This is a genomic window from Bradyrhizobium sp. LB14.3, from assembly GCF_040547985.1.
Taxonomy (GTDB): Bacteria; Pseudomonadota; Alphaproteobacteria; order Rhizobiales; family Xanthobacteraceae; genus Bradyrhizobium.
The window spans coordinates 50,290-69,447 of the sequence record NZ_JBEPQT010000027.1; the positions used below are offsets into that span (position 1 = coordinate 50,290).

At 65.2% G+C, this 19,158-nt stretch carries 19 protein-coding genes; 11 read left to right on the top strand and 8 right to left on the bottom strand.

Features of this window, described 5'->3' with window-relative positions; translation table 11 throughout:
- Nucleotides 1-11: 11 nt before the first annotated feature.
- Nucleotides 12-896: a DUF3280 domain-containing protein gene (locus ABIB00_RS32170; RefSeq protein WP_354107125.1), complete on the bottom strand. Its 885-nt coding sequence runs from the start codon at nucleotides 894-896 to the stop codon at nucleotides 12-14.
- A gap of 192 nt (nucleotides 897-1,088) precedes the next feature.
- Between ABIB00_RS32170 and ABIB00_RS32175 the strand changes: the two genes are divergently transcribed.
- Together ABIB00_RS32175 and ABIB00_RS32180 are read left to right on the top strand one after the other, a co-directional pair.
- On the top strand, nucleotides 1,089-2,474 hold the full coding sequence (locus ABIB00_RS32175) for a HAMP domain-containing sensor histidine kinase (RefSeq protein WP_247340781.1): 1,386 nt from the start codon (nucleotides 1,089-1,091) through the stop codon (nucleotides 2,472-2,474).
- Nucleotides 2,471-3,133: a response regulator gene (locus ABIB00_RS32180; protein ID WP_354107126.1), complete on the top strand. Its 663-nt coding sequence runs from the start codon at nucleotides 2,471-2,473 to the stop codon at nucleotides 3,131-3,133. Before ABIB00_RS32175 ends, ABIB00_RS32180 begins: the two co-directional genes overlap by 4 nt.
- Before the next feature lie 12 nt (nucleotides 3,134-3,145).
- Here ABIB00_RS32180 and ABIB00_RS32185 read toward each other — a convergent pair whose 3' ends face one another.
- Nucleotides 3,146-4,108, bottom strand: coding sequence for an MBL fold metallo-hydrolase (locus ABIB00_RS32185; protein ID WP_354107127.1), 963 nt, complete (start codon nucleotides 4,106-4,108; stop codon nucleotides 3,146-3,148).
- 44 nt (nucleotides 4,109-4,152) lie between these two features.
- Nucleotides 4,153-5,136, bottom strand: a complete 984-nt coding sequence (locus tag ABIB00_RS32190; RefSeq protein ID WP_354107128.1) for a VOC family protein — start codon at nucleotides 5,134-5,136, stop codon at nucleotides 4,153-4,155.
- A gap of 145 nt (nucleotides 5,137-5,281) precedes the next feature.
- Between ABIB00_RS32190 and ABIB00_RS32195 the strand changes: the two genes are divergently transcribed.
- The 4 genes from ABIB00_RS32195 (at nucleotide 5,282) to ABIB00_RS32210 (ending at nucleotide 9,788) form a co-directional block, all read left to right on the top strand.
- Nucleotides 5,282-6,073 (top strand): DNA-binding transcriptional regulator, encoded by a 792-nt coding sequence (locus ABIB00_RS32195; protein WP_247445900.1) that lies wholly within the window; start codon nucleotides 5,282-5,284, stop codon nucleotides 6,071-6,073.
- A 76-nt stretch (nucleotides 6,074-6,149) separates the two neighbouring features.
- A complete protein-coding gene (gene mhpA, locus ABIB00_RS32200; RefSeq protein ID WP_354107129.1) occupies nucleotides 6,150-7,655 on the top strand; it encodes a bifunctional 3-(3-hydroxy-phenyl)propionate/3-hydroxycinnamic acid hydroxylase MhpA in 1,506 nt (501 codons plus the stop codon).
- A gap of 23 nt (nucleotides 7,656-7,678) precedes the next feature.
- The gene (locus ABIB00_RS32205; protein WP_354107130.1) at nucleotides 7,679-8,530 is read left to right on the top strand and encodes a fumarylacetoacetate hydrolase family protein; all 852 of its coding nucleotides are present in this window, start codon (nucleotides 7,679-7,681) and stop codon (nucleotides 8,528-8,530) included.
- 46 nt (nucleotides 8,531-8,576) lie between these two features.
- Nucleotides 8,577-9,788 carry an ABC transporter substrate-binding protein gene (locus tag ABIB00_RS32210; RefSeq protein ID WP_354107131.1) on the top strand — a complete coding sequence of 404 codons (1,212 nt, stop codon included), beginning with the start codon at nucleotides 8,577-8,579 and terminating at the stop codon, nucleotides 9,786-9,788.
- Nucleotides 9,789-9,792: 4 nt separating this feature from the next.
- On the opposite strand, the gene ABIB00_RS32215 is transcribed toward ABIB00_RS32210, so the two are convergent.
- Nucleotides 9,793-10,635 carry a hypothetical protein gene (locus ABIB00_RS32215; protein WP_354107132.1) on the bottom strand — a complete coding sequence of 281 codons (843 nt, stop codon included), beginning with the start codon at nucleotides 10,633-10,635 and terminating at the stop codon, nucleotides 9,793-9,795.
- A 211-nt stretch (nucleotides 10,636-10,846) separates the two neighbouring features.
- Between ABIB00_RS32215 and ABIB00_RS32220 the strand changes: the two genes are divergently transcribed.
- From ABIB00_RS32220 to ABIB00_RS32230, 3 genes are read left to right on the top strand one after another with little or no spacing between them, the layout of a single operon-like run.
- On the top strand, nucleotides 10,847-11,725 hold the full coding sequence (locus ABIB00_RS32220) for an IclR family transcriptional regulator (RefSeq protein WP_354107133.1): 879 nt from the start codon (nucleotides 10,847-10,849) through the stop codon (nucleotides 11,723-11,725).
- 33 nt (nucleotides 11,726-11,758) lie between these two features.
- Nucleotides 11,759-12,733: a Bug family tripartite tricarboxylate transporter substrate binding protein gene (locus tag ABIB00_RS32225; RefSeq protein WP_354107134.1), complete on the top strand. Its 975-nt coding sequence runs from the start codon at nucleotides 11,759-11,761 to the stop codon at nucleotides 12,731-12,733.
- Between the two features lie 22 nt (nucleotides 12,734-12,755).
- Nucleotides 12,756-13,976 carry an ABC transporter substrate-binding protein gene (locus ABIB00_RS32230; RefSeq protein ID WP_354107135.1) on the top strand — a complete coding sequence of 407 codons (1,221 nt, stop codon included), beginning with the start codon at nucleotides 12,756-12,758 and terminating at the stop codon, nucleotides 13,974-13,976.
- A gap of 105 nt (nucleotides 13,977-14,081) precedes the next feature.
- Here the strand turns inward: ABIB00_RS32230 and ABIB00_RS32235 are convergent, their stop codons facing one another.
- Nucleotides 14,082-14,573, bottom strand: a complete 492-nt coding sequence (locus ABIB00_RS32235; protein ID WP_247340793.1) for an SRPBCC family protein — start codon at nucleotides 14,571-14,573, stop codon at nucleotides 14,082-14,084.
- A complete protein-coding gene (locus ABIB00_RS32240) occupies nucleotides 14,573-14,986 on the bottom strand; it encodes an ArsR/SmtB family transcription factor (RefSeq protein ID WP_354107136.1) in 414 nt (137 codons plus the stop codon). Before ABIB00_RS32240 ends, ABIB00_RS32235 begins: the two co-directional genes overlap by 1 nt.
- Nucleotides 14,987-15,158: 172 nt before the next feature.
- Between ABIB00_RS32240 and ABIB00_RS32245 the strand changes: the two genes are divergently transcribed.
- The gene (locus ABIB00_RS32245; protein WP_502917919.1) at nucleotides 15,159-16,328 is read left to right on the top strand and encodes a serine hydrolase; all 1,170 of its coding nucleotides are present in this window, start codon (nucleotides 15,159-15,161) and stop codon (nucleotides 16,326-16,328) included.
- 62 nt (nucleotides 16,329-16,390) lie between these two features.
- Here ABIB00_RS32245 and ABIB00_RS32250 read toward each other — a convergent pair whose 3' ends face one another.
- Together ABIB00_RS32250 and ABIB00_RS32255 are read right to left on the bottom strand one after the other, a co-directional pair.
- Entirely contained in the window at nucleotides 16,391-17,221 is an 831-nt protein-coding gene (locus ABIB00_RS32250) for an outer membrane protein (protein ID WP_354107137.1), read from the bottom strand.
- A 272-nt stretch (nucleotides 17,222-17,493) separates the two neighbouring features.
- A complete protein-coding gene (locus tag ABIB00_RS32255) occupies nucleotides 17,494-18,198 on the bottom strand; it encodes an SDR family oxidoreductase (RefSeq protein ID WP_354107138.1) in 705 nt (234 codons plus the stop codon).
- Between the two features lie 110 nt (nucleotides 18,199-18,308).
- Between ABIB00_RS32255 and ABIB00_RS32260 the strand changes: the two genes are divergently transcribed.
- On the top strand, nucleotides 18,309-19,151 hold the full coding sequence (locus ABIB00_RS32260) for a GNAT family N-acetyltransferase (RefSeq protein WP_354107139.1): 843 nt from the start codon (nucleotides 18,309-18,311) through the stop codon (nucleotides 19,149-19,151).
- Nucleotides 19,152-19,158 lie beyond the last annotated feature (7 nt).

Sequence of the window (19,158 nt, forward strand, 5' to 3'; positions counted from 1 at the left end):
CCGCCTGAAGCCTATTGCCGCGGCTGGCTCTCGATCAGCCGGTCACTGACCAGCCGCACGGCGCCCCTTTTCCACGAATAGTCCGCGCCCAGGCGCAGGCCGCTGTCGCCGCGTGCGAGCACGGCGCCGGTCTTTGCATCGCGCACCTGGAATCCGAGCGTGTATTCGGTGCGGCTAACCCGCCGCACCACCCCGATCAGCGACTGATCCGCGCCGAGCCTTTGCGCAATCGCCGCCTCGCAGCCACCGCAGTCGCGTAGCGCGCGCGCCTTCACCGCCTCCTCGTTTGCACTGCCGACATCGACGAGGCGGTAGCGGCCGGATTGGCCGAGGGCGTCGCGGACGCTGCCGGTCACTTCGGCCAGATAGGATGCATCTGCGGCCGCGAGGCCGGCGGCCGGTGCCGCGGTGTTGTCGTCGAGCTCGAATTCGAATACCCCCAGTGCGATCGGCGCGGGCGTGCCGAGCGCGGCCATGACCTCGCGGGACACGAAGGTCTCGGCGCGCTCCCACGATTCATCATTGTCGCCGCGGAAGGTGTAGAGCTTGTCCATCACGACCTTCCTGGCGCCAACGTCGATGACGGCGACCTTGGCCCATTGCACCAACGTGCTCGTCTTCTGGATGCCGCCGATGACCTTGAACGCCGCGCCGTCCTGCGCCGACGGCACGAGCCGGTAGCGCCGGTCTTCGCCGATGTCGCGCCGCAGCGCGGCCATGAAGGCCGACAGCCGTCGCTCGTGGGCGGCGGTCTGGTTGGCCGGCTCAGCCGACGTATCGGTATAGCTGAAGTCGTCCATGGCGACGCCGAGGACGGTCTCGGCGCCGGCCAGCGCATAAGACGCCGGGAGGACGACAAGGAAACAAGCAGAGAGGATCAACCGGCGCAGGTGCATGAAAGGGCCTCGTGGGACGGAGCGGCGCGCCAATCTGGACGGCGGAATCAGGCCATGCAGCAGCGCCGGTCCCGGCGATCGCCGGGAAAATTTCACGACGGTGCACCGTAGTCACGCCTGGCGGCTTTCCGCCGGTTGCGTTCTGCCGTTTAATGCGGGCGCGACAAACCCGTTCGCACCAGGTGCCCGCCGATGTGGAACCGCCCGAGGTTCGATCTCAAAGTCCGTCTGACGTTGCGCGTGGCCGCGATATCGGCCGCCTGCTTCGCCGCGATCTCCGCCTATTTCCTGATTACGGCCGACCGCGCGGCGCATGCGCGCCTCGACGATATCGCCGCCATTGTGGCGAAGACGCTGGAGCTGCAACAGGGCAAGATCCAGTGGGTCGCCAGTCCGCGCTCGGACTTTCCCAACCTCGACCCCGTTTCGGCCTATGTGATGACGCCCGGCCTGTGCCTGGCGTTCCGCGGCACGAGCGGCGACATCCTCCAGCGCTTCTGTAGCGGCGCGCCGGTCCCGGCGAGCCCGCCGCCGCAAGTTTTCGCGGCCTTCTATCGCGGCCTGTTCGACCCCGGCCGCGAAGCGGCACGGCCTGTGATCGTGCGCGGAGCGAAGCTCGGCGAGGCCGTGGTCTCGGTCGAGCCGGCCGTGCAGACGGCGGAGGCCTGGCACGAGGCCGGCCGCTTGATGCTGGCGCTGGCGATCGCGCTGCCGCTGCTCTGCGCGCTGGTCTACGCCGCGCTGGCACGCGCGCTGCGCCCCACCCGCATGATCCGCACCGGCCTCGAGCGGATTGCCGCCAACGACCTCACCACACGGCTGCCGCCGTTCGACCTTGCCGAGCTCTCCGCGATCGGCGACGGATTCAACCATCTCGCCGAAAGCCTCGACAATGCGCTTGCCGAACGCAGCGAGCTGACGCGGAAGCTGATCGCGCTCCAGGACGAGGAGCGCCGCCATCTCGCGCGCGAGCTGCATGACGAGTTCGGCCAGTCGCTCGCCGCAATCCGCGCGCTCGCCTCCTCCGCCCGCCAGACCGCCGCGCAGGACTGCCCTTCCCTGCTTGGCGAATGCGACGGCATCGCGCGGACCGCAACCGGCATGATGGAGACGCTGCGTGGCACGCTGTTCCGGCTGCGGCCACCCGATGTCGAGGAGCTCGGGCTGGTCGCCAGCCTCGAAGGCCTGGTCGCGGGCTGGAACGGGCGCAGCCGCGGCGAGACACGTTTCTCGATCCGGTTCGACGGGGCGTTCGAGACGCTGCCGGCCACGATCAGCGCCAGCCTTTACCGCATCGTGCAGGAGGCGCTCACCAACGCCGCCAAGCATGCCGTCGCCACGCGGGTCAGCCTGGAATTGACGATGGGGGCCAGCGAGATCGCGCTTGCGATCGACGATGACGGACGCGCGACCGATCCCGTCGCGAAATCCGGTATGGGCCTGCTCGGCATGCGTGAGCGCGTCGCTGCCTTGCGCGGCCAATTGAGCTTCGAGGCCGCGCCGAACGGCGGCTCCGCACTGCGCGTGGTCATTCCGCTCGCAGCCGCCGATCGGCAGCCGCTGGAGCGCGCCGCATGAGCGCGGCCGACGCGACCATTTTGCTGGTCGACGACCATTCCGTCGTCCGCGAGGGCTATCGCTCCGTGCTCCAGAAGCAGCCGGGATTGCGCGTCATCGCCGAAGCCGCCGACGGCGCGGAGGCCTATCGTCTGTTCAAATCCGAGGCGCCCGATCTCGTCATCATGGATCTGAGCATGCCCGGCATCGGCGGTATCGAGGCGGTCAGGCGCATCAGGCAGTGGGACAAGAGCGCGAGGATTCTCGTCTTCACTATGCATGGGAATGCCGGCTTTGCCGTGCAAGCGATCCGCGCCGGCGCCAGGGGGTACGTCACCAAGACCAGTCCGCCGGAGACGCTGGTGCGGGCGGTGATGGACGTGCTGGCCGGCAAGATCGCCATCAGCCCCGACATCGACCATGAACTCGCACTGAGCCGGCTCGCCGGGGAAAGCTCGGCCGCCGACGTCCTCACACCGCGCGAGTTCGAGGTGCTGCGGCTGCTGCTCGCCGAGAACACGACGGACGAGATCGCCGAGACGCTCCATGTCAGCCCGAAGACGGTGGCGAACCTGCATTCCCTGATCAAGGACAAGCTCGGCGTCGGCTCCGACATCGAGCTGGTCCGGCTGGCGCTACGCCAGGGAATATTGACGGAAGTCGATCTCGGCGAGGCCTGATCGCTCCCTGCGCTATGGCGCCAGCTTCGCTCCGTCAGGTGCAAACGCCTCGACCGTGTCGCCGATCCTGAACGACATCATGTCTCGCCCGACGAGGAGCGGTCCCTTGTATTCCGTCCGCGTGCGCAGGATCAGCGGCTCCTCCGGAATGTCGGGCGCCGGCTTTACCGTGCCGAACACGATGTGGGAGTACACGGCGAGTTTGGGCCTGGCGGAAGCAAAAATGCGGCCGGCTTCCTCGGGCGAGGTGTGGTGTGCCTGAATGTCCTTGTAGACGGGATTCCTGACCAGCAGCTCCGGCTCGATCACCGCGACCTCGTGTATCAGCAAATCGGCGCCTTCAGCCGCCGTCGCGATGCGCTCATCGTACCTGGTGTCGCCCGAGAGCACGACCTTGTGACCGCCATACGCGACGACGTAGCCGAAAGACGGCTTGATCTTGTCGCCGTGATCGACCTCGATGGCGGTGACCTTGACGCCGTTGTTCTCATAGACCAGCCCAGGCCCGATGTCCTTTGCCGTGAAAGTGGCCGCAACCGGATCGAGATGCTCGTCGTCGATACGAATGCGGATGTCATCCGTGAACGCCTTGGTCAGGTTCTCCGTCATGGCGACGGTGCCCTTAGGGCCATAAAGCTTCATCGGCCCCTTGCGCGATGCCCAGGGCGTGGCGAGCCAGCCGGTCAGCCACATATCGGGAAGGCCGACGATATGGTCTGAATGCAGATGCGTGATGAAGTTGGCGGTGATCGCGCCAAGAGGAATCTTCAGCTTGTAGAGCTGCATCGTCGAACCGCGGCCGAGATCGAACAGCAGTTTTTCGCTGCCCGCCTCCACCAGCGTCGAGGCACTGAAGCTGGTCGGCCGCGGCGTCGGCACGCCGGTGCCCAGCAGTGTGACCTTGATCGGGTCGGCCGAGGCAGCTGAGGCGAATGCGAGCAGCACGAAGCATGCCCTCGAGAGGGTCCCAAACATATTGTCCTTTCTTGGATGTCACATCATTGCCGCGAGGCTGCGGATCATTCGCGCGCGACCACTGAATCCAGCCACGCGCAGTTCAGCGGCGGCACGCGGGGGTCGGCCACACGAACGCCACGCGACGCTGCATCCAGTCTCATGTCGCGCAGGCGCTTGCGCTGCTCCTCGGGCATGTAGAGCCGCTCGTGGCCCCACAGCGACGGACCGTCAAAGGTCTCGTGCGGCTGCCAGGTCGCAGGCTCGATCACGCGCCCGCCCCAGCCATATTCGATGAAGAAGCCGGACGGCGTGTTCACGTAGAATGACGTCATGTGGTCGTTGGTGTGCCGTCCGAGCGTGTAGGCGACGCGGCCGTCGTCCAGCTGCGCGAGGTCGTAGCCCTGCCCGACATCATCGAGGCTGCCGAGTTCGACCATGAAATGGTGCAGCGCCTTCCGCCCCGAGCCAACCATTGCAAAGGAGTGGTGGCGGCCGTTGACGTGGAAGAAATAAAGTCCGTAGGGCTTGAGGCCGAAATCGGAGACGTGGAAGCCGAGCACGTCACGATAGAACGGCACCAGCGGCTCGACGTCCTCGACATTGAGCACGACGTGCCCCATGCCGAGCGCACCGGTGCGGAAACCCGAGATCGGCCGTCCCGGCTTGAACGGCTCGGTCGCAAGCTCCGGTTTGGAGAAGGCCTCGAGCCGGTTTCCGGCGGGATCGCCGAACACAATCAGCTCGGCGACATGCCGCTCGTCGGCCAGCGCGCGCGATCCCCGCGTCACCCTGACCCCATGGCTTTCCAGCCGGCCGGCCAAATGGTTCAATTCGGCGGTCGACAGAACCTCCCATCCCATCACCGTAAGACCGGCATCGCCGCTGCCATCGACGATCAGCCGCTGCTTGCGATCGTCCATGCGGAAGGCGCGCATGTTGCCGCCGCGATCGACCTGCTGCATGCCGAGCAGCCCGGTCGCCATCCGGTCCCACTGGTCGAGCTGCGACGAGTTGATCCCGATATAGCCGAGCGCGGTGATTTCCATAGACGTCCTCCCGAGGCACCGCGTCCGCCGCACTGCGGCGAACTTGATACCGGCCGCGCGCGATCCTACGGTGGTGCCCGCAATCGCTTCGCGTTCGCAAAGACGATAGTCGCGAGGCTGCAGGCCACAAGGGAGGAAATGCGAAGTGTCCAAGGAGCGGACGCGGAACGGTCAGCCGCGGCAGTCTGAGGGCGTCCGCGCCTTCGAGCGCGGGCTGGACGTGCTGCATGAAGTCAACCGCTCCGGCGGCATCCGCGCCGGCGACGTGGCGCGCGCGCTCGACCTGCCTCGCCCGACCGTCTACCGCCTGCTCGCGACACTAGAGGAACTGGGCTATGTCGCCCGCAGCGCCAGCGACGACCGTTTTCGCGTAACCCGGCGGGCGCTCAGCCTTGGTGACGGCTACGATCCCGGCGTAGTGATCTGCCAGGCGGCGGCACCTTTCCTCGCCGAGCTGAGCAAGACCCTGGTCTGGCCGGTCGATCTCTCGACTTACGAGAACGCCGCGATGGTGGTGCAGGAGACCACGCATTCGCGCAGCCCGCTCTCGATCGACCGCGGCATGATCGGCAAGCGCCTGCCGATGCTGCGGACCTCGGCGGGCCGCGCCTATCTCGCCGCATGCCCCGCGCGCGAGTGCGAGCTAATCGTCAATCATTTGCGCCGGATCGACGAGGCCGACGATCGCCCCTTCCTCGACGAAGTCCGCCTCGACCGAATGATCGCCGAGACGCAAGCGCGGGGCTACGCGATCCGCAGTGAGGGCGAATACAATCCCAAGACCGCCTCGATCGCCGTCCCTATCGTGCGCAATGGCGCCGTGTTCGGCTGCATCTCGATCATCTGGATCCGCTCGGCGCTGGGGATTGAGGAGGCGGTCGCACAGTTTGCGGCGCAACTTCGGGAGACGGCGTCCACCATTCCGCTCGAGATCTAGGCAAGGCCGTCCGCTGGGCGGACACTTGGCACGGCGGCGTTGATGCGGCGGCATCGCTGGGGGAAGAGATACCCCCATGCAAGATAAATCCGCCCCTGAAGAGTTTGACGTGGTGATCGTCGGCCGCGGCCCGGTCGGAGCCACGCTCGCCAACCTGCTTGGCTTGTGCGGCGTACGGACGCTGGTGCTGGAGCGCGAGGCGCAGACCTATCATCTGCCGCGCGCAGTACATTTCGACGACGAATGCATGCGGGTGTTCCAGACCATCGGCCTCGCCGAGGCGATCCTGCCGCATGTCATCCTCAGCCCCGGCATGCTCTTTCTCGACGCCGACGGCCGGATGCTGCTGGACTGGTCGCGGCCACAGACATTGACGCCGATGGGATGGAATCTCAGCTATCGCTTCCACCAGCCCGACCTGGAAGACGAGCTGATCGCCGGTCTCGCGCGCTGGCCGCACGTCGCCTTGCGCAGCCGCTGCGAGGTGTTCGCGCTGGATCAGGACGAGACCGGCGTGCGCGTCCGTTACGAGGACCTTTCCAACGGGAAGCTGAGCGAAGTCCGCGCTGGGTATGTCATCGGTTGCGACGGTGCCCGATCTCTGGTGCGCCGCTTCATCGGCTCAGGCCTGGACGATCTCGGCTTCCACGAGCGCTGGCTCGTGATCGACGTGCTGCTCAAGCGCGACCGCGACGATCTCGGCGACTACAGCATCCAGCATTGCGATCCGCGCCGGCCGGCGACCTATGTTCGCGGCACAGGCACGCGGCGGCGCTGGGAGATCACGGTTCTCCCGGACGAGGACTCCCACGAGGTGGCGCAGCCGGCACATGTATGGGAGCTGCTGTCGCGCTGGATCACGCCCGAGGATGCCGAACTCGAGCGCGCCGCGGTCTACACCTTTCATTCCGTCATCGCGCAGCAATGGCGGAGCGGTCGTCTGCTGCTCGCCGGCGACTCCGCACATCAGACCCCGCCCTTCCTCGGTCAGGGCATGTGCGCAGGCATTCGAGATGCCGCTAACCTTGCCTGGAAGCTCGCCGCGGTCCTGCACGGACGGGCGGAGGCAAATCTGCTCAACACTTATCAGCGCGAGCGCCAGCCGCACGTGCGCGAGTTCATCGAGCTCGCTATCCGGCTCGGCGGCGTCATCAACACCAAGGCGATCGAAGCGGGCCTTGCTGCCGGCGAAGCCCGCGAGAATGCACCGGTCAAGCTGCACGTCAAAAAGCCCCTGCTCGGCCCCGGCCTTGCGCTCGGCGATCTGGCTCTTGCCGGACATCTGGCGCCGCAGTTCGAGCTGAAAGACGGCCGCCGCGGCGACGACCGGATCGGCTACAGCCACGTGCTGCTCGTCGAGAGCGCGGCCACGCTCTCGTCACGTCTGACTCTGTCGCAGGCAGGAATCGACATCCTGATCAGCGACGACGCCGAAGGCGTCGGGCCATGGCTGCGCGAGCACGGCATCATTGCCGCACTCGTTCGCCCCGACCGCTACGTCCGTGGCACCGCCCGGAACGACACCGAGCTCGACCGGCTCATTGCCGCCATCACGCCAACCCACGTGCCGTCCGCGGCCTGACCGACTTCTCTCAAGGATATCTCATGAAGCTGCTCTCATTCATCGCCAACGGACATCCCTCCTTCGGAGCCGTCAGGGATAATTGCGTCGTCAATCTCGGCGCACGCATGGCAGGCTGCACCAATCTGCGGCAGTTGCTCGAAACCAATCGCGTTGCCGAGGCGGCAAAGCTCGCCGTGTCCGCGCCGCCCGATCATCCACTGGACAAGATCACCTTCGCCCCCGTCATTCCCGATCCCGGAAAGATCATCTGTGTCGGCCTCAACTATCGCGACCACGTTGTCGAAACGGGGCGCACCGTTACCGAGAAGCCAGCGCTGTTCGTGCGTTTTCCCTGCAGCCAGGTCGGACACCTCCAGCCCATCGTGAAGCCGAAAGTCAGCGACGATTTCGACTACGAAGGCGAACTCGCGCTCGTCATCGGCAAGGAAGGCCGTCACATCCCCGCGAGCCGCGCGCTCGACCACATCGCCGGCTATTCCTGCTACAACGAAGGCAGCGTCCGCGACTGGCAGCGGCACACGAGCCAGTTCCTCTCCGGCAAGACCTTTGCGGAGAGCGGCAGTTTCGGCCCGTGGCTGGTGACAACGGACGAGATCCCCGATCCGTCGAAGCTGACCTTGCAGACGCGCCTGAACGGCGCCGTTGTGCAGGACACCACCACGGATCTCCTGATCACCGCGATACCCGAGCTGATCGCCTACATCTCGGCGATCTGCCCGCTCGTCCCCGGCGACGTCATTGTCACGGGCACCCCCGGCGGCGTCGGCGCCAAGCGCACGCCGCCACTGTGGATGCGTCCCGGCGACACCGTCGAGGTCGAGATCTCCGGCATCGGAAGTTTGCGCAACAAGGTCATCGCCGAACCGGCCTGACCGCGGGCACCAATCAATCAAAACGACAACAGGATCGGGAAACCCCATGAGCACGCTTCGTACGACATCGACTGCTATCCTGCTGATCGCGCTGGCGCTCGCAGGCGCCACCGCGCACGCGGAAATCAAGGGCGATGTCGTCCGCATCGGCGTCCTCACCGACATGAACGGGATATTCGCGACCGCGATGGGCCCGGGCTCGGCCGAGGCGGCGCGGATGGCGGCGGAGGAGTTCGGCTTCAAGATCAACGGCAAACCGATCGAGATCTTGCAGGCCGACCACCAGAACAAGCCGGACCTCGCCGCATCGCTCGCCCGCAAATGGTTCAGCGACGGCGTGCAGGCGATCGCGGACGGCGGCAGCTCCGGTGCCGCGCTCGCGGTGCAGGAACTGGTGCGCGGCAACGGGAAAATCTTCCTCGTCTCCGGCGCCGGCGCCAACCAGCTCACCGATGAAGCCTGCGCACCGAGCAGCGTGCAATGGACCCAGGACGCCTATTCGACCGCGACCGCCGTGGTCTCCGGCGTCATGCAGACCAGCAAGGAGCCGTGGTTCTTCATCACCGGCGACTATGCTTTCGGTCACTCGATCGAGGCAACCGCCCGCGAGCGCATCATTGCGCTTGGCGGCAAGGTCGCCGGCAGCGTCAAGGCGCAGCTCGGCACGCCCGACTACAGTTCATTCCTGCTCCAGGCGCAGTCCTCGGGCGCAAAAATCCTGGCAATCAACGTCGCCGGCGACAACGCCACCGCGATCAAGCAGGCCGAAGAATTCGGCCTTGCCGATCAGGGCATGAAAATCGTGCCGATGTCGTTCCAAAACGTCGATATCCAGTCCGTCGGGTTGAAGGCGACGCGCGGCGATCTCATCGTCACCTCGTTCTTCGAGGACGTCTCGCCGGCAGCCCGGATATTCTCCGATGCGTTCTTCGCTCGCCGCAAAGCGATGCCGTCACAAATTCAGGCCGGCGTCTATTCCGCCGTGCGCCACTATCTGCAGGCCGTGAAGGACACCGACTCGGACGACAGCGCGACGGTGATGGCCAGGATGAAGGCGACGCCCGTTTCGGACGCTTACACGCCCAATGGGCGCATCCGCGAGGACCAGCGCATGATACACGATCTCTACTTGGTGCAGGTCAAGACGCCGGAGGAATCAAAAGGGCCGTGGGACTTCGTCAAGCTGGTCGCGACCATCCCGCCCGACCAGGCCTTCCGCCCGCTTGAACGCAGCAAGTGCGGCCTGGTCGGCAAATAAGCCGTCAAGCGAGATAGCGCGTGAGATAGCCTTCCATCGCGTAGAGCGCACAGAGCGCGAGGCTCGACCACACGGCGGCGGTGAAATACAGGAACATCCAGGTCAGCTCGCCCTTCCAGTGCGCGATGTCGTGGGTCACGACCCACCGCGTCGAGACGTCATGCAGGCCTTCAAGGAAGCCGAGCAATCGGTTGCCCTCTTGATGTCCGGCCCGCCAGCGGCTGAGATACATCGGCACGTCGACGGTGACGAGGAAGGCCAGGAAGCAGGCGATGCTGACGATGCCGGCAATCAGCGCCCAACGAACCGGCCCCTGGAATTCCGGCATCAGCCGGCACAGCGCGATGCCCGCGAGAAAGAATGTCACCGCCCACAATGAATTCTCGATCGCATTGAAGAGAAAGTTGGTCGTCACCACCGCGTACCAGGAGAAGCACTCCGCGACGATGATGATGGGCACGATCACCCACGCGATGTTCACGACCGTCTCAGCGCCCGTCATGATCCCGAGCTGATGCAGGATGATCGCCCATTGCGCGACGAAGCACAGTTCGGCCACGGTCGCGACCGTGCGGCCGACGAAGATGCTGGAGAGCCAGGTGTCGAACAGACAGATGCGCTGCACGTCGGCGCGCGGCAGGAACGAGCGGAAGGCGCAGCCGAAGACATAACCCGCGCAGAGCAGGAACATCAGCCCGATGTCGGAGCCGCCACTGATGCTGCCGGCAGGCGTCGGGTAGAACTCGCGGTACAGCATGAACCAGACGAGAATGTTGGCAGCACTGACCAGCGTCAGGGATCCCCACCACCACGCGAGGGGATTTGACCTTGCCTGCCACTGCAACATGAAGCGCTCCGCCGTAATCGATATGACGTCTGATCGTAATAATCCTGTCATGACAAGCCACGGAATCACGACAAAAATCTGTGTTGCTGCAGTGATCGCCGCGTCCTTTTTGTCCCGGCCGGACCAATAGCCGAGCGTCCGTATAGTGGACACAAGCACGTGTTTTCTGAATCTATTGGACAAACGGCATAACCGGGTTCATTAAACCTGCATGGCTCGAACCGCGTCCAAACCGATCCGCGCTTCCTCGTCCGCCGCCGCCGTGCTGGCTTCGAGCGCCGATGACGCTGCGTTTGCGACGACGCTGGCAAAAGGCCTCGTGGTGCTCGAAGCGTTCAAGGCGGGGGCGACGCAGCTCGGCAACATGGAGCTGTCGACGCTGACCGGGATTCCGCGGCCGACGGTGGCGCGGCTGACGCATACGCTCGCCGAGCTCGGCTACCTCCGCTACGATTCCGAACGCGCCAAATATCGCGTCAGCGCGCGGGCGCTTCGCATGGCGCATCCGCTGCTCGCCGACATGCAGTTCCGTCAGGTCGCGCGGCCCATGATGCAGGAGCTGGCGCAGAGCGTGCGCGGCACGGTCTCGATCGGCCTGCTCGATGCGACCTCCATGATCTATGTCGAGACCGCGCGTTCCGGCGACGTCGGCCCGCACGTCCCCGACATCGGCATGCCCATTTCCGTGGTGATGACGGCGATGGGCCGTGCCGCGGCGGCGACCTTGCCGCAGGCCGATGCCGCGCTGCTCGAAGAGCGCATTGCGAGCGAAGACACCGAGCTGTGGTCAGTCTTCCGCGGGACATACCGCGCTGGCCTCGCACAATGCGCCAGCCGCGGCTTCTGCACCTGCTTCGGCGAGTACATGGCCTCGATTCATGCCGTCGCCGCGCCGCTGTTTCATGCGAGCGAGGCGAGGCAGGCCTTTTCGATCAATTGCGGCATTCCCGCGTTCCGGCTCCAGCCCGGCCAGCTGGAGAGCGAGATCGGCCCGCGCATTGCCGCCCTTGCCGACAGCATCCGCGCCATCGTGGGCGCGGCCGGACCGATCGAGACACAAAAGCAAAACAAGAAGAGCGCCAGGCGATGAACACGACAATTGGCGCTCCACCGGGAGGCCATCATGACCGTCACACGGCGAACATTCCTGGGCACCCTCGCCCTTTCGCTATCCGCACTTCCATTCTCCACGCACGCTGAGGACGCCTGGCCGTCGCGCATGGTGCGGCTGATCTCGCCTTACGGGCCCGGCGGCTCCAACGACATTTCGCTGCGGCTGCTGGCCGAAGAGTTCGGCCGCTACCTGCACCAGCAATTCATCGTCGAAAACAAGCCGGGCGCCGGCACGCGCATCGCCAACGACACGGTCGCGCATGCGCCGGGCGACGGCTACACCCTTCTCTACGTCGCGGCGCCCTACGCCACCGCCGAAGCGTTGTTCGGCAAGCTGACCTACGACCGCAAGGATCTACAGCCGGTCGCGATGGCGGTGATCGCGCCGCTGTTCCTGATCATCAGCGCGGACGCGCCGTTCAAGACGCTTCCCGAATTGATCGCCTACGGCAAATCGAAACCGGACGGACTGACCTTCGCCTCACCCGGCGCCGGCTCGCAGCCGCATCTTGCCGGCGAACTCCTGTTCAGGGATGCCAGCGTCAAGGGTCTCAACATTCCCTTCCGTGGCGATGCGGCGTCCTACACCGAGCTGCTCGCCGGCCGCGTCGATGCCACGCTGACGGCGCTGCCGACCGCCCTGCCCTACATCCAGAGCGGCAAGTTCACCGTGCTCGGCGTCGCCTCGGCCGAACGCAGCGCGCTCTATCCGCAAGCGCCGACCCTGCGTGAGCAGGGTTTTCCCAACGTGGCTGCCGCCGGCTGGTACGGCTTCATGGCGCCATCGACGACGCCGCGCGCCATCGTCGACAAACTGCAGGCCGAAGTTTTGCGCGCGCTCGCCGAGCCGGCGATCAAGAACAAGCTGACCGCACAGGGCCTCGAAGTGCGCGCCGGCACCGCGGCCGAGTTCGGCCAGTTCATCGACAACGAGACGCAGAAATGGACCGGGCTGATCCGCAAGGCGGGCCTCAAGGGCGAGTGACGGTCACGAACAGGGAATGGAAATGAAAAACGCACTTATCAAACGCGCCGCGGCATCCGCGCTCGTTCTCGCGCTGTCGATCCCGACCGCACAGGCGCAAAAGAAATACGATCCCGGCGCCTCCGACACGGAGATCAAGGTCGGCCAGACCGTCCCGCTCAGCGGTCCGGCCTCGGCCTATGCCGTGATCGGCAAGACCCAGGCAGCCTACATGAAAATGATCAACGATCTGGGCGGCGTGAACGGCCGCAAGGTCAACTTGATTCAGTATGACGACGCCTATTCGCCTCCGAAGACGGTTGAGCAGACTCGCAAGCTGGTCGAAAGCGACGAGGTGCTGCTGACCTTCCAGATCATCGGCACGGCGCCGAATGTCGCCGTGCAAAAATATCTCAACGCCAAGAAGGTCCCGCAGCTGTTCGCGGCAACCGGCGCGGCGCGTTTCACCGATCCGAAGAACTTCCCCTGGACCATGGGCTTCAACCCATCCTACCTCGTCGAGGGCCGCATCTACGCGCAATATCTTCTGAAGAACTATCCGAACGCCAGGATCGGTGTGCTCTATCAGAACGACGATCTCGGCAAGGACTACCTCGCCGGCTTCAAAGCAGGTCTTGGTGACAAGGCGAAGATGATCGTGGCCGAGACGTCCTACGAGATCACCGAGCCCACCATCGACTCGCAGATCCTGCGGTTGAAGGATGCAGGTGCCGACGTGCTGTTCAGCGCCACGACGCCCAAACAGGCCGCGCAGGCGATCAAGAAGGTCGCCGAAATCGGCTGGAAGCCGCTGCACATCATCGACATCAACGCCTCCTCGGTCAGCGCGGTGCTGAAACCCGCCGGACTCGACAACGCCAAGGGCGTCGTCAGCGTCGGCTATGTCAAGGATTCCGCCGATCCCGAGTGGAAGGACGATCCCGGCATGAAACGCTATCTCGCCTTCATGGCGAAGCACTATCCGGACGGCGACAAGGATTCGAACCTGAACGTCTACGGCTACATCACGTCCCAGCTCCTGGTGCAGGTGCTGCAGCAATGCGGCGACGATCTCACCCGCGAGAACGTGATGCGTCAGGCCGCCAATCTCCGGAACATCGAGCTCGACCTGACCCTGCCAGGGATTTCCGTGACGACAAGCCCGACCGACTATCGCGTCAACAAGCAGTTCCAGATGGTGCAATTCGACGGCCAGCGCTGGCAGAAGCTCGGCGGCATCGTGACGGATGAGGCGAAGGAGTAACGCTGTTAGGTAAGGGGTGGCCCAATTCTGTCATCTCCCTCATGGCCGGGTTTAGCCCCGGCCATGAGGAGTGAGCACGCGGCAAGTCGGACCGCGCGATCTCCTTCAGCTCTTCAGCCCACCGACATACGCGGCGAGCTTGTCCAGCGTCTGGTAGCCGTATTCGACCGCACCGAAGTTGATCATGCCGTCGCGCTGCGCCGTGCTCGATGCCAGCTGCCGCATCATCAGAACCGTCTTGCCGTTGCTCTGCTCGGCAAAGGTGACGGTGAAACGGAACAGGCCGGGATCCTCGTCCTGGTCGGTGCCGTGGTCCATCTCCATCAAAGACGGCCGCTCGATGCGGCGAAAACGCATGCGGTTCGGATAGACGGTGCCGTCGGGGCCGATCATGTTGAAGCGCCAGACGCCGCCGACGCGCACGTCGATCTCGAAGGTCTCGAGCTTGAAACCCTTCGGCCCGAACCATTGCGGCAGATGCTTCGGGTCGGACCACGCCTCGAACACCAGATCGCGCGGCGCGTCGATCACACGCGACATCACGATCTCGCGGTCGAGCGACCATTGCGACAGGGCGGGATTGGCAGAATTCGTCATCACTCGGAACCTTTCCGTTTGGTTGTCTTGCCGGTTGTCCTGTTGGTTTTGTTGGACGGCCGTTTGGCGCCCGCCCTCTCCTTGTCTTTCTTCAGCTTCATCACATAGGCCTCGAAGCGGTCGAGCCGCGCCTCCCAGATCGCGCGCTGCTGCTGGAACCAGTCCTCCGCTCCGACGAGCGCGTCCGGGCTGAGACGGCAGGTGCGCACGCGGCCGGACTTCTCCGACAGAACGAGCCCGCTCGTCTCCAGCACGTGGATGTGTTTCATGAAGCTCGGCAGCGCCATCTCGAAGGGATCGGCGAGTTCACCGACCGACGCTTCGCCGGCGCAGAGCCGCATCACGATCGCCCGCCGGGTGGGATCGGCGAGTGCGGAAAAGACCTGGTCGAGCCGGGATAATTGGTTAGCCATGGAGCTAATTATAGGGCTGCCACCATCCGGCGTCAAGAATTGTTAGCTCATAAGCTAAGTAATCTTTTCGGAGGCTCCACAGGCGGAACCCACCACGCGCAATCGTGAATAGGGAGGCACGGCCCTTCCCGTTAAAAGAGACTCGGGGGCCATCGCATCCTGCGTCAGGGCCGTGCCGTCTGTTGTCACCTCATCGCACCTCACCCGGCGGGCGTTCGCCCGGGCCGCGCTTATTCCGGTCGCGCTGGCGTGGCCGCACCGCGCCGCGGCAGATTCCGACATGATCGCGCAGATGCGCGACATCGTCGCAAACGAGCTGGCGCCGACCGCGACGCCGGACCAGCCGGGCGGCCTTGCCGCCGCGCTTTACGCCGGCAGCCATGTCGAGTTCTTCAACTACGGCTTTGCCGACGACGCCACGCGACGGCCGGTCACGCCGGACACGCTGTTCAACCTCGGTTCCCTGCGCAAACCGTTCGAGGCGACGCTGGTCGCGCTCGGCACCCTCCGCGGCGAGCTGCGGCTCGGCGATCATCTGCCGAAACATGTCCCCGAACTCACCGGCGACTATATCCGCCGCGTCACCGTCGGCGAACTCGTCACGCACACCTCGGGCATGCTGCTGCCGACCGACCATCCGCCTTGGCCGGACGGGACTTTTACGCGCGCGCAGTTCATCGACATGTTCAACAATTGGAGACCGCAGGCCGGCGAGATGCCCGGCAAGCAGCGCGTCTACAGCCACGCCGGCTACGTGCTGCTTCAGCTCGTGCTCGAGCGCTATTACGGCACGCCGATCGCGGCCCTGTTCGAACAGCGCATCCTCAAGCCGATCGGCATGAATGCGACCTCCGTGCCCGAACGCGGCGAGGATAGCCGTGCCGTCATGGACGAGGTCTGGATGCACCGCGCGGTCCAGGGCTATTCGGATCAAGGCATGGCGATCGGCCCGATCGGCGACCAGCAAAGCTATTTCGATTTTCCCGGCACGGGCCAGATGTTTTCTTCGCCGCGGGATCTCGCGACGTTCGTTGCGACCTGCGTCGACGGGCGGTCGATCGACCCTCACTTGCGCGAGGCATTGCGGATGACACAGCACGAGATCTTCCGCGTCGACGAGAAGTTTGGCCAGGGAATGGCCTGGGAGACGGTGCGTCTTCCAGGCGTCACCGTCGTCGACAAGCCGGGCGGGCTCAACAACGCCTCCGGCTATATCGGCCTCGTGCCGGCGCGGCGGATCGGCATCGTCCTGCTCGCTAACCGGGGTGAATATCCGCACGAGATCGCGCGCTACAAGATCCTGCCCGCGCTGGCGCGCCTCGTGGCTTCGCACGCAGGCTGAGCCCCAAAACAGAAAGCCCCGGCCAGGCCGGGGCTTTCCACGCCAGGATCGGAACGGGAAGCTCAGTACCTGGCGACGACCGGTCCGCCGAACTTGTAGTTCACGCCGACGCGCACGATGTTCGATTTGAGATCGACCGAGTGGGTGAAGACGTTGGCCGGAAATGCGCCGCCAAGCAGATTGGTGCTGGTCACGGTGCTGCTCCCGAGATCGACATAGAGATATTCGGCCTTGAGCGACCAGCCGCCGCCGAAGGCGTATTCGGTGCCCACACCAGCGGTCCAGCCGAGGCGTGTGTCGCGGAACGCGGCCGACTCCGTCGCCGCGGCGAACGTGTCGGTGAAGTTGAAATTACCCTTCACCTCGGCAATCGCCGCGCCGCCGGTGGCGTAGAGCAGCCAGGTCGGCGCCGCGAGGAAGCCGATCCGGCCGCGGATCGTGGCGAGCCAGTCGGCCGAGACCTGCGAGGACACGGTGAATCCGGTTGGGGCGCAGCAGGGATAGACCGCGGAACCCGTCGCACTGCCCTTGACGCCGAAATAATTGATGTCGCCTTCGAGGCCGAGCACGGCGTGGTTGACCTGCCAGTTGTAGCCTGCGGTGAGGCCACCGGTCACGCTGGAGCTGTTGACGCCCTGGGCGCCGACCGCGTTGATGGCAGGGACGCTGCTGGCCGCGAAATAGCCGGGCGGATCGAAAACGGTCGAGGTGGTCGGATCGGCGCTGCCCCACTGCCCGCCGACATTGCCGCCGACGTAAAAGCCCGTCCAGTTGTAGGCCGGCGCCATCATGGGCGCCTTGGTGTATTGCGCCGCGAGATCGGCCGCCTGCACGGATGCGGGGCCCAAGATAACCGAGCCGACCGAAGCAACCGCCAGCAAAAACTTTTTCATTCCAGTCTCCTTGCCTCACGCGATTGATCTCGCGTTTCGAATGCGCGCGGGCGGAAGGCGTCCGGCGCAGATCGGGCATACGCCGCCGGTCCCGTGCCGTCTTGGGCTGCGGCGAAGTTCATAGGGACTGTGACGTAATGTGAGCCGTGCGGCGCGCGAACGCGCGACGGGTGTGACCCAAGGGCCACGCCTGATCCCTCATCCGTGGCGTACGACGCACGCCAATGTCGCATCACGACAACAGCGCGAAACGCGACTCGACTTCCCGCGCCTCAGACCGAACGCGTCAGTCCGCCGTCGACGCGGATGTTCTGGCCGGTGATATAGGCCGCGCCATCGGACGCCAGGAACGAGATCGTCGCGGCGATCTCCTCGACCTTGCCGTAGCGCTGCATCGGCACGCTATCGCGGCGCGCATCGGTCTTCGGCAGGCTGTCGATCCAGCCCGGCAGCACATTGTTCATGCGGATGTTGTCGGCGGCATGGGTGTCGGTGAAGATCTTCGTGAAGGCGGCAAGGCCGGCGCGGAACACGGCGGACGTCGGAAACATCGCGCTGGGCTCGAACGCCCAGGCAGTCGAGATGTTGATGATGGCGCCGGCCTTCTGCGCCTGCATGATTGGCATCACCAGCCGCGTCGGACGGATCACGTTGAGCAGATAAGTGTCGAGGCCGGTATGCCACTGCTCGTCGGTGATCTCCGTGATCGGCGCACGGGGCCCATGGCCCGCGCTATTGACGAGCACGTCGATGCGTCCCCATTGCGCAAGCGCCCCGTCGACAAGCCGCTTCAGATCGTCGTTCGACTTGTTGGAACCGGTAACCCCTAACCCGCCGAGCTCGGCTGCAAGCGCCTCGCCCTTGCCGGAGGAGGACAGGATGGCGACGCGAAAGCCGTCGGCTGCGAGCCGACGCGCAGCCCCTGCCCCCATGCCGCTGCCGCCGGCGGTAACGAGTGCGACCTTCTCTGCTGCCATGACCGATCATCCTCTGTGATATCGTTGAGGCGAGCCGCAGGCCCGGCCTATCATGAGGCCTTCTACCGCCGGACCTGCCGGCAGGTCCACCGTCGCGAGCAATTTGAAAGATGAGCGATTTGCAGATCCGCAATTTGCGCCCGGAGGAGATATCCATCGCCGCCGACTGGGCCGCGGCCGAAGGCTGGAATCCGGGCCTCTCCGATGCCGCCTGTTTCGCGATCCCGGACGCGAAAGGCTTCTTCATCGGCGAGACCGACGGCGAGCCGGTCGCGACCGTCTCCTGCGTCAACTACGATGATCGCTTCGCCTTCCTGGGCTTCTACATCGTGCGATCGGATTTTCGCGACAGAGGCCACGGGCTGCGCATCTGGAACGCCGCGATCGCGCATGCGGGCACCCGCGTCATCGGCCTCGATGGTGTCGTGGCGCAGCAGGATAATTACAAAAAATCCGGCTTCCAGCTCGCCTACGCCAATATCCGCTATGGCGGCATCGTCGCCGCGCCACTGAGCCCGCCCGCTGATGTCATTGCGCTCGACACGATCCCGTTCGCGCGTGTTGAAGCCGACGATGCAACCGTCTTCCCGGCCCCGCGCGGCTGCTTCCTGCGTGCCTGGATCGACACGTCGGGACATATCGGTCGCGCGCTTCTGCGCGACGGCAAGCTCGCGGCATGGGGTGTGATCCGGCCGTGCCGGACGGGCCGCAAGATCGGCCCGCTCGTTGCCGACGACCGCGCGGCGGCGGAAGCGATCGCGCAGGCCTTGCTGGCAAGTGCGGGTGACGGCGAAGTCTTCCTCGACGTTCCCGCCGTCAATCGCGAGGCGATTGCGCTCGCGGAATCGCTCGGCCTCGCGCCGGTGTTCGAGACGGCGCGGATGTACACAGGGCCCATCCCGCCGCTGCGGATCGACCGCGTCTTCGGCGTGACGAGTTTTGAGCTGGGCTAGCTGAGGG

What these genes read in the sequence shown, in the direction of transcription:
- ABIB00_RS32205 (WP_354107130.1), top strand. Translation starts at nt 7,679, where the DNA reads ATGAAGCTGCTCTCATTCATCGCCAACGGACATCCCTCCTTCGGAGCC.
- ABIB00_RS32250 (WP_354107137.1), bottom strand. Translation starts at nt 17,221, where the DNA reads ATGAAAAAGTTTTTGCTGGCGGTTGCTTCGGTCGGCTCGGTTATCTTG.
- mhpA (WP_354107129.1), top strand. Translation starts at nt 6,150, where the DNA reads ATGCAAGATAAATCCGCCCCTGAAGAGTTTGACGTGGTGATCGTCGGC.
- ABIB00_RS32180 (WP_354107126.1), top strand. Translation starts at nt 2,471, where the DNA reads ATGAGCGCGGCCGACGCGACCATTTTGCTGGTCGACGACCATTCCGTC.
- ABIB00_RS32240 (WP_354107136.1), bottom strand. Translation starts at nt 14,986, where the DNA reads ATGGCTAACCAATTATCCCGGCTCGACCAGGTCTTTTCCGCACTCGCC.
- ABIB00_RS32235 (WP_247340793.1), bottom strand. Translation starts at nt 14,573, where the DNA reads ATGACGAATTCTGCCAATCCCGCCCTGTCGCAATGGTCGCTCGACCGC.
- ABIB00_RS32190 (WP_354107128.1), bottom strand. Translation starts at nt 5,136, where the DNA reads ATGGAAATCACCGCGCTCGGCTATATCGGGATCAACTCGTCGCAGCTC.
- ABIB00_RS32170 (WP_354107125.1), bottom strand. Translation starts at nt 896, where the DNA reads ATGCACCTGCGCCGGTTGATCCTCTCTGCTTGTTTCCTTGTCGTCCTC.
- ABIB00_RS32215 (WP_354107132.1), bottom strand. Translation starts at nt 10,635, where the DNA reads ATGTTGCAGTGGCAGGCAAGGTCAAATCCCCTCGCGTGGTGGTGGGGA.
- ABIB00_RS32260 (WP_354107139.1), top strand. Translation starts at nt 18,309, where the DNA reads ATGAGCGATTTGCAGATCCGCAATTTGCGCCCGGAGGAGATATCCATC.
- ABIB00_RS32225 (WP_354107134.1), top strand. Translation starts at nt 11,759, where the DNA reads ATGACCGTCACACGGCGAACATTCCTGGGCACCCTCGCCCTTTCGCTA.
- ABIB00_RS32185 (WP_354107127.1), bottom strand. Translation starts at nt 4,108, where the DNA reads ATGTTTGGGACCCTCTCGAGGGCATGCTTCGTGCTGCTCGCATTCGCC.
- ABIB00_RS32175 (WP_247340781.1), top strand. Translation starts at nt 1,089, where the DNA reads ATGTGGAACCGCCCGAGGTTCGATCTCAAAGTCCGTCTGACGTTGCGC.
- ABIB00_RS32230 (WP_354107135.1), top strand. Translation starts at nt 12,756, where the DNA reads ATGAAAAACGCACTTATCAAACGCGCCGCGGCATCCGCGCTCGTTCTC.
- ABIB00_RS32255 (WP_354107138.1), bottom strand. Translation starts at nt 18,198, where the DNA reads ATGGCAGCAGAGAAGGTCGCACTCGTTACCGCCGGCGGCAGCGGCATG.
- ABIB00_RS32220 (WP_354107133.1), top strand. Translation starts at nt 10,847, where the DNA reads ATGGCTCGAACCGCGTCCAAACCGATCCGCGCTTCCTCGTCCGCCGCC.
- ABIB00_RS32210 (WP_354107131.1), top strand. Translation starts at nt 8,577, where the DNA reads ATGAGCACGCTTCGTACGACATCGACTGCTATCCTGCTGATCGCGCTG.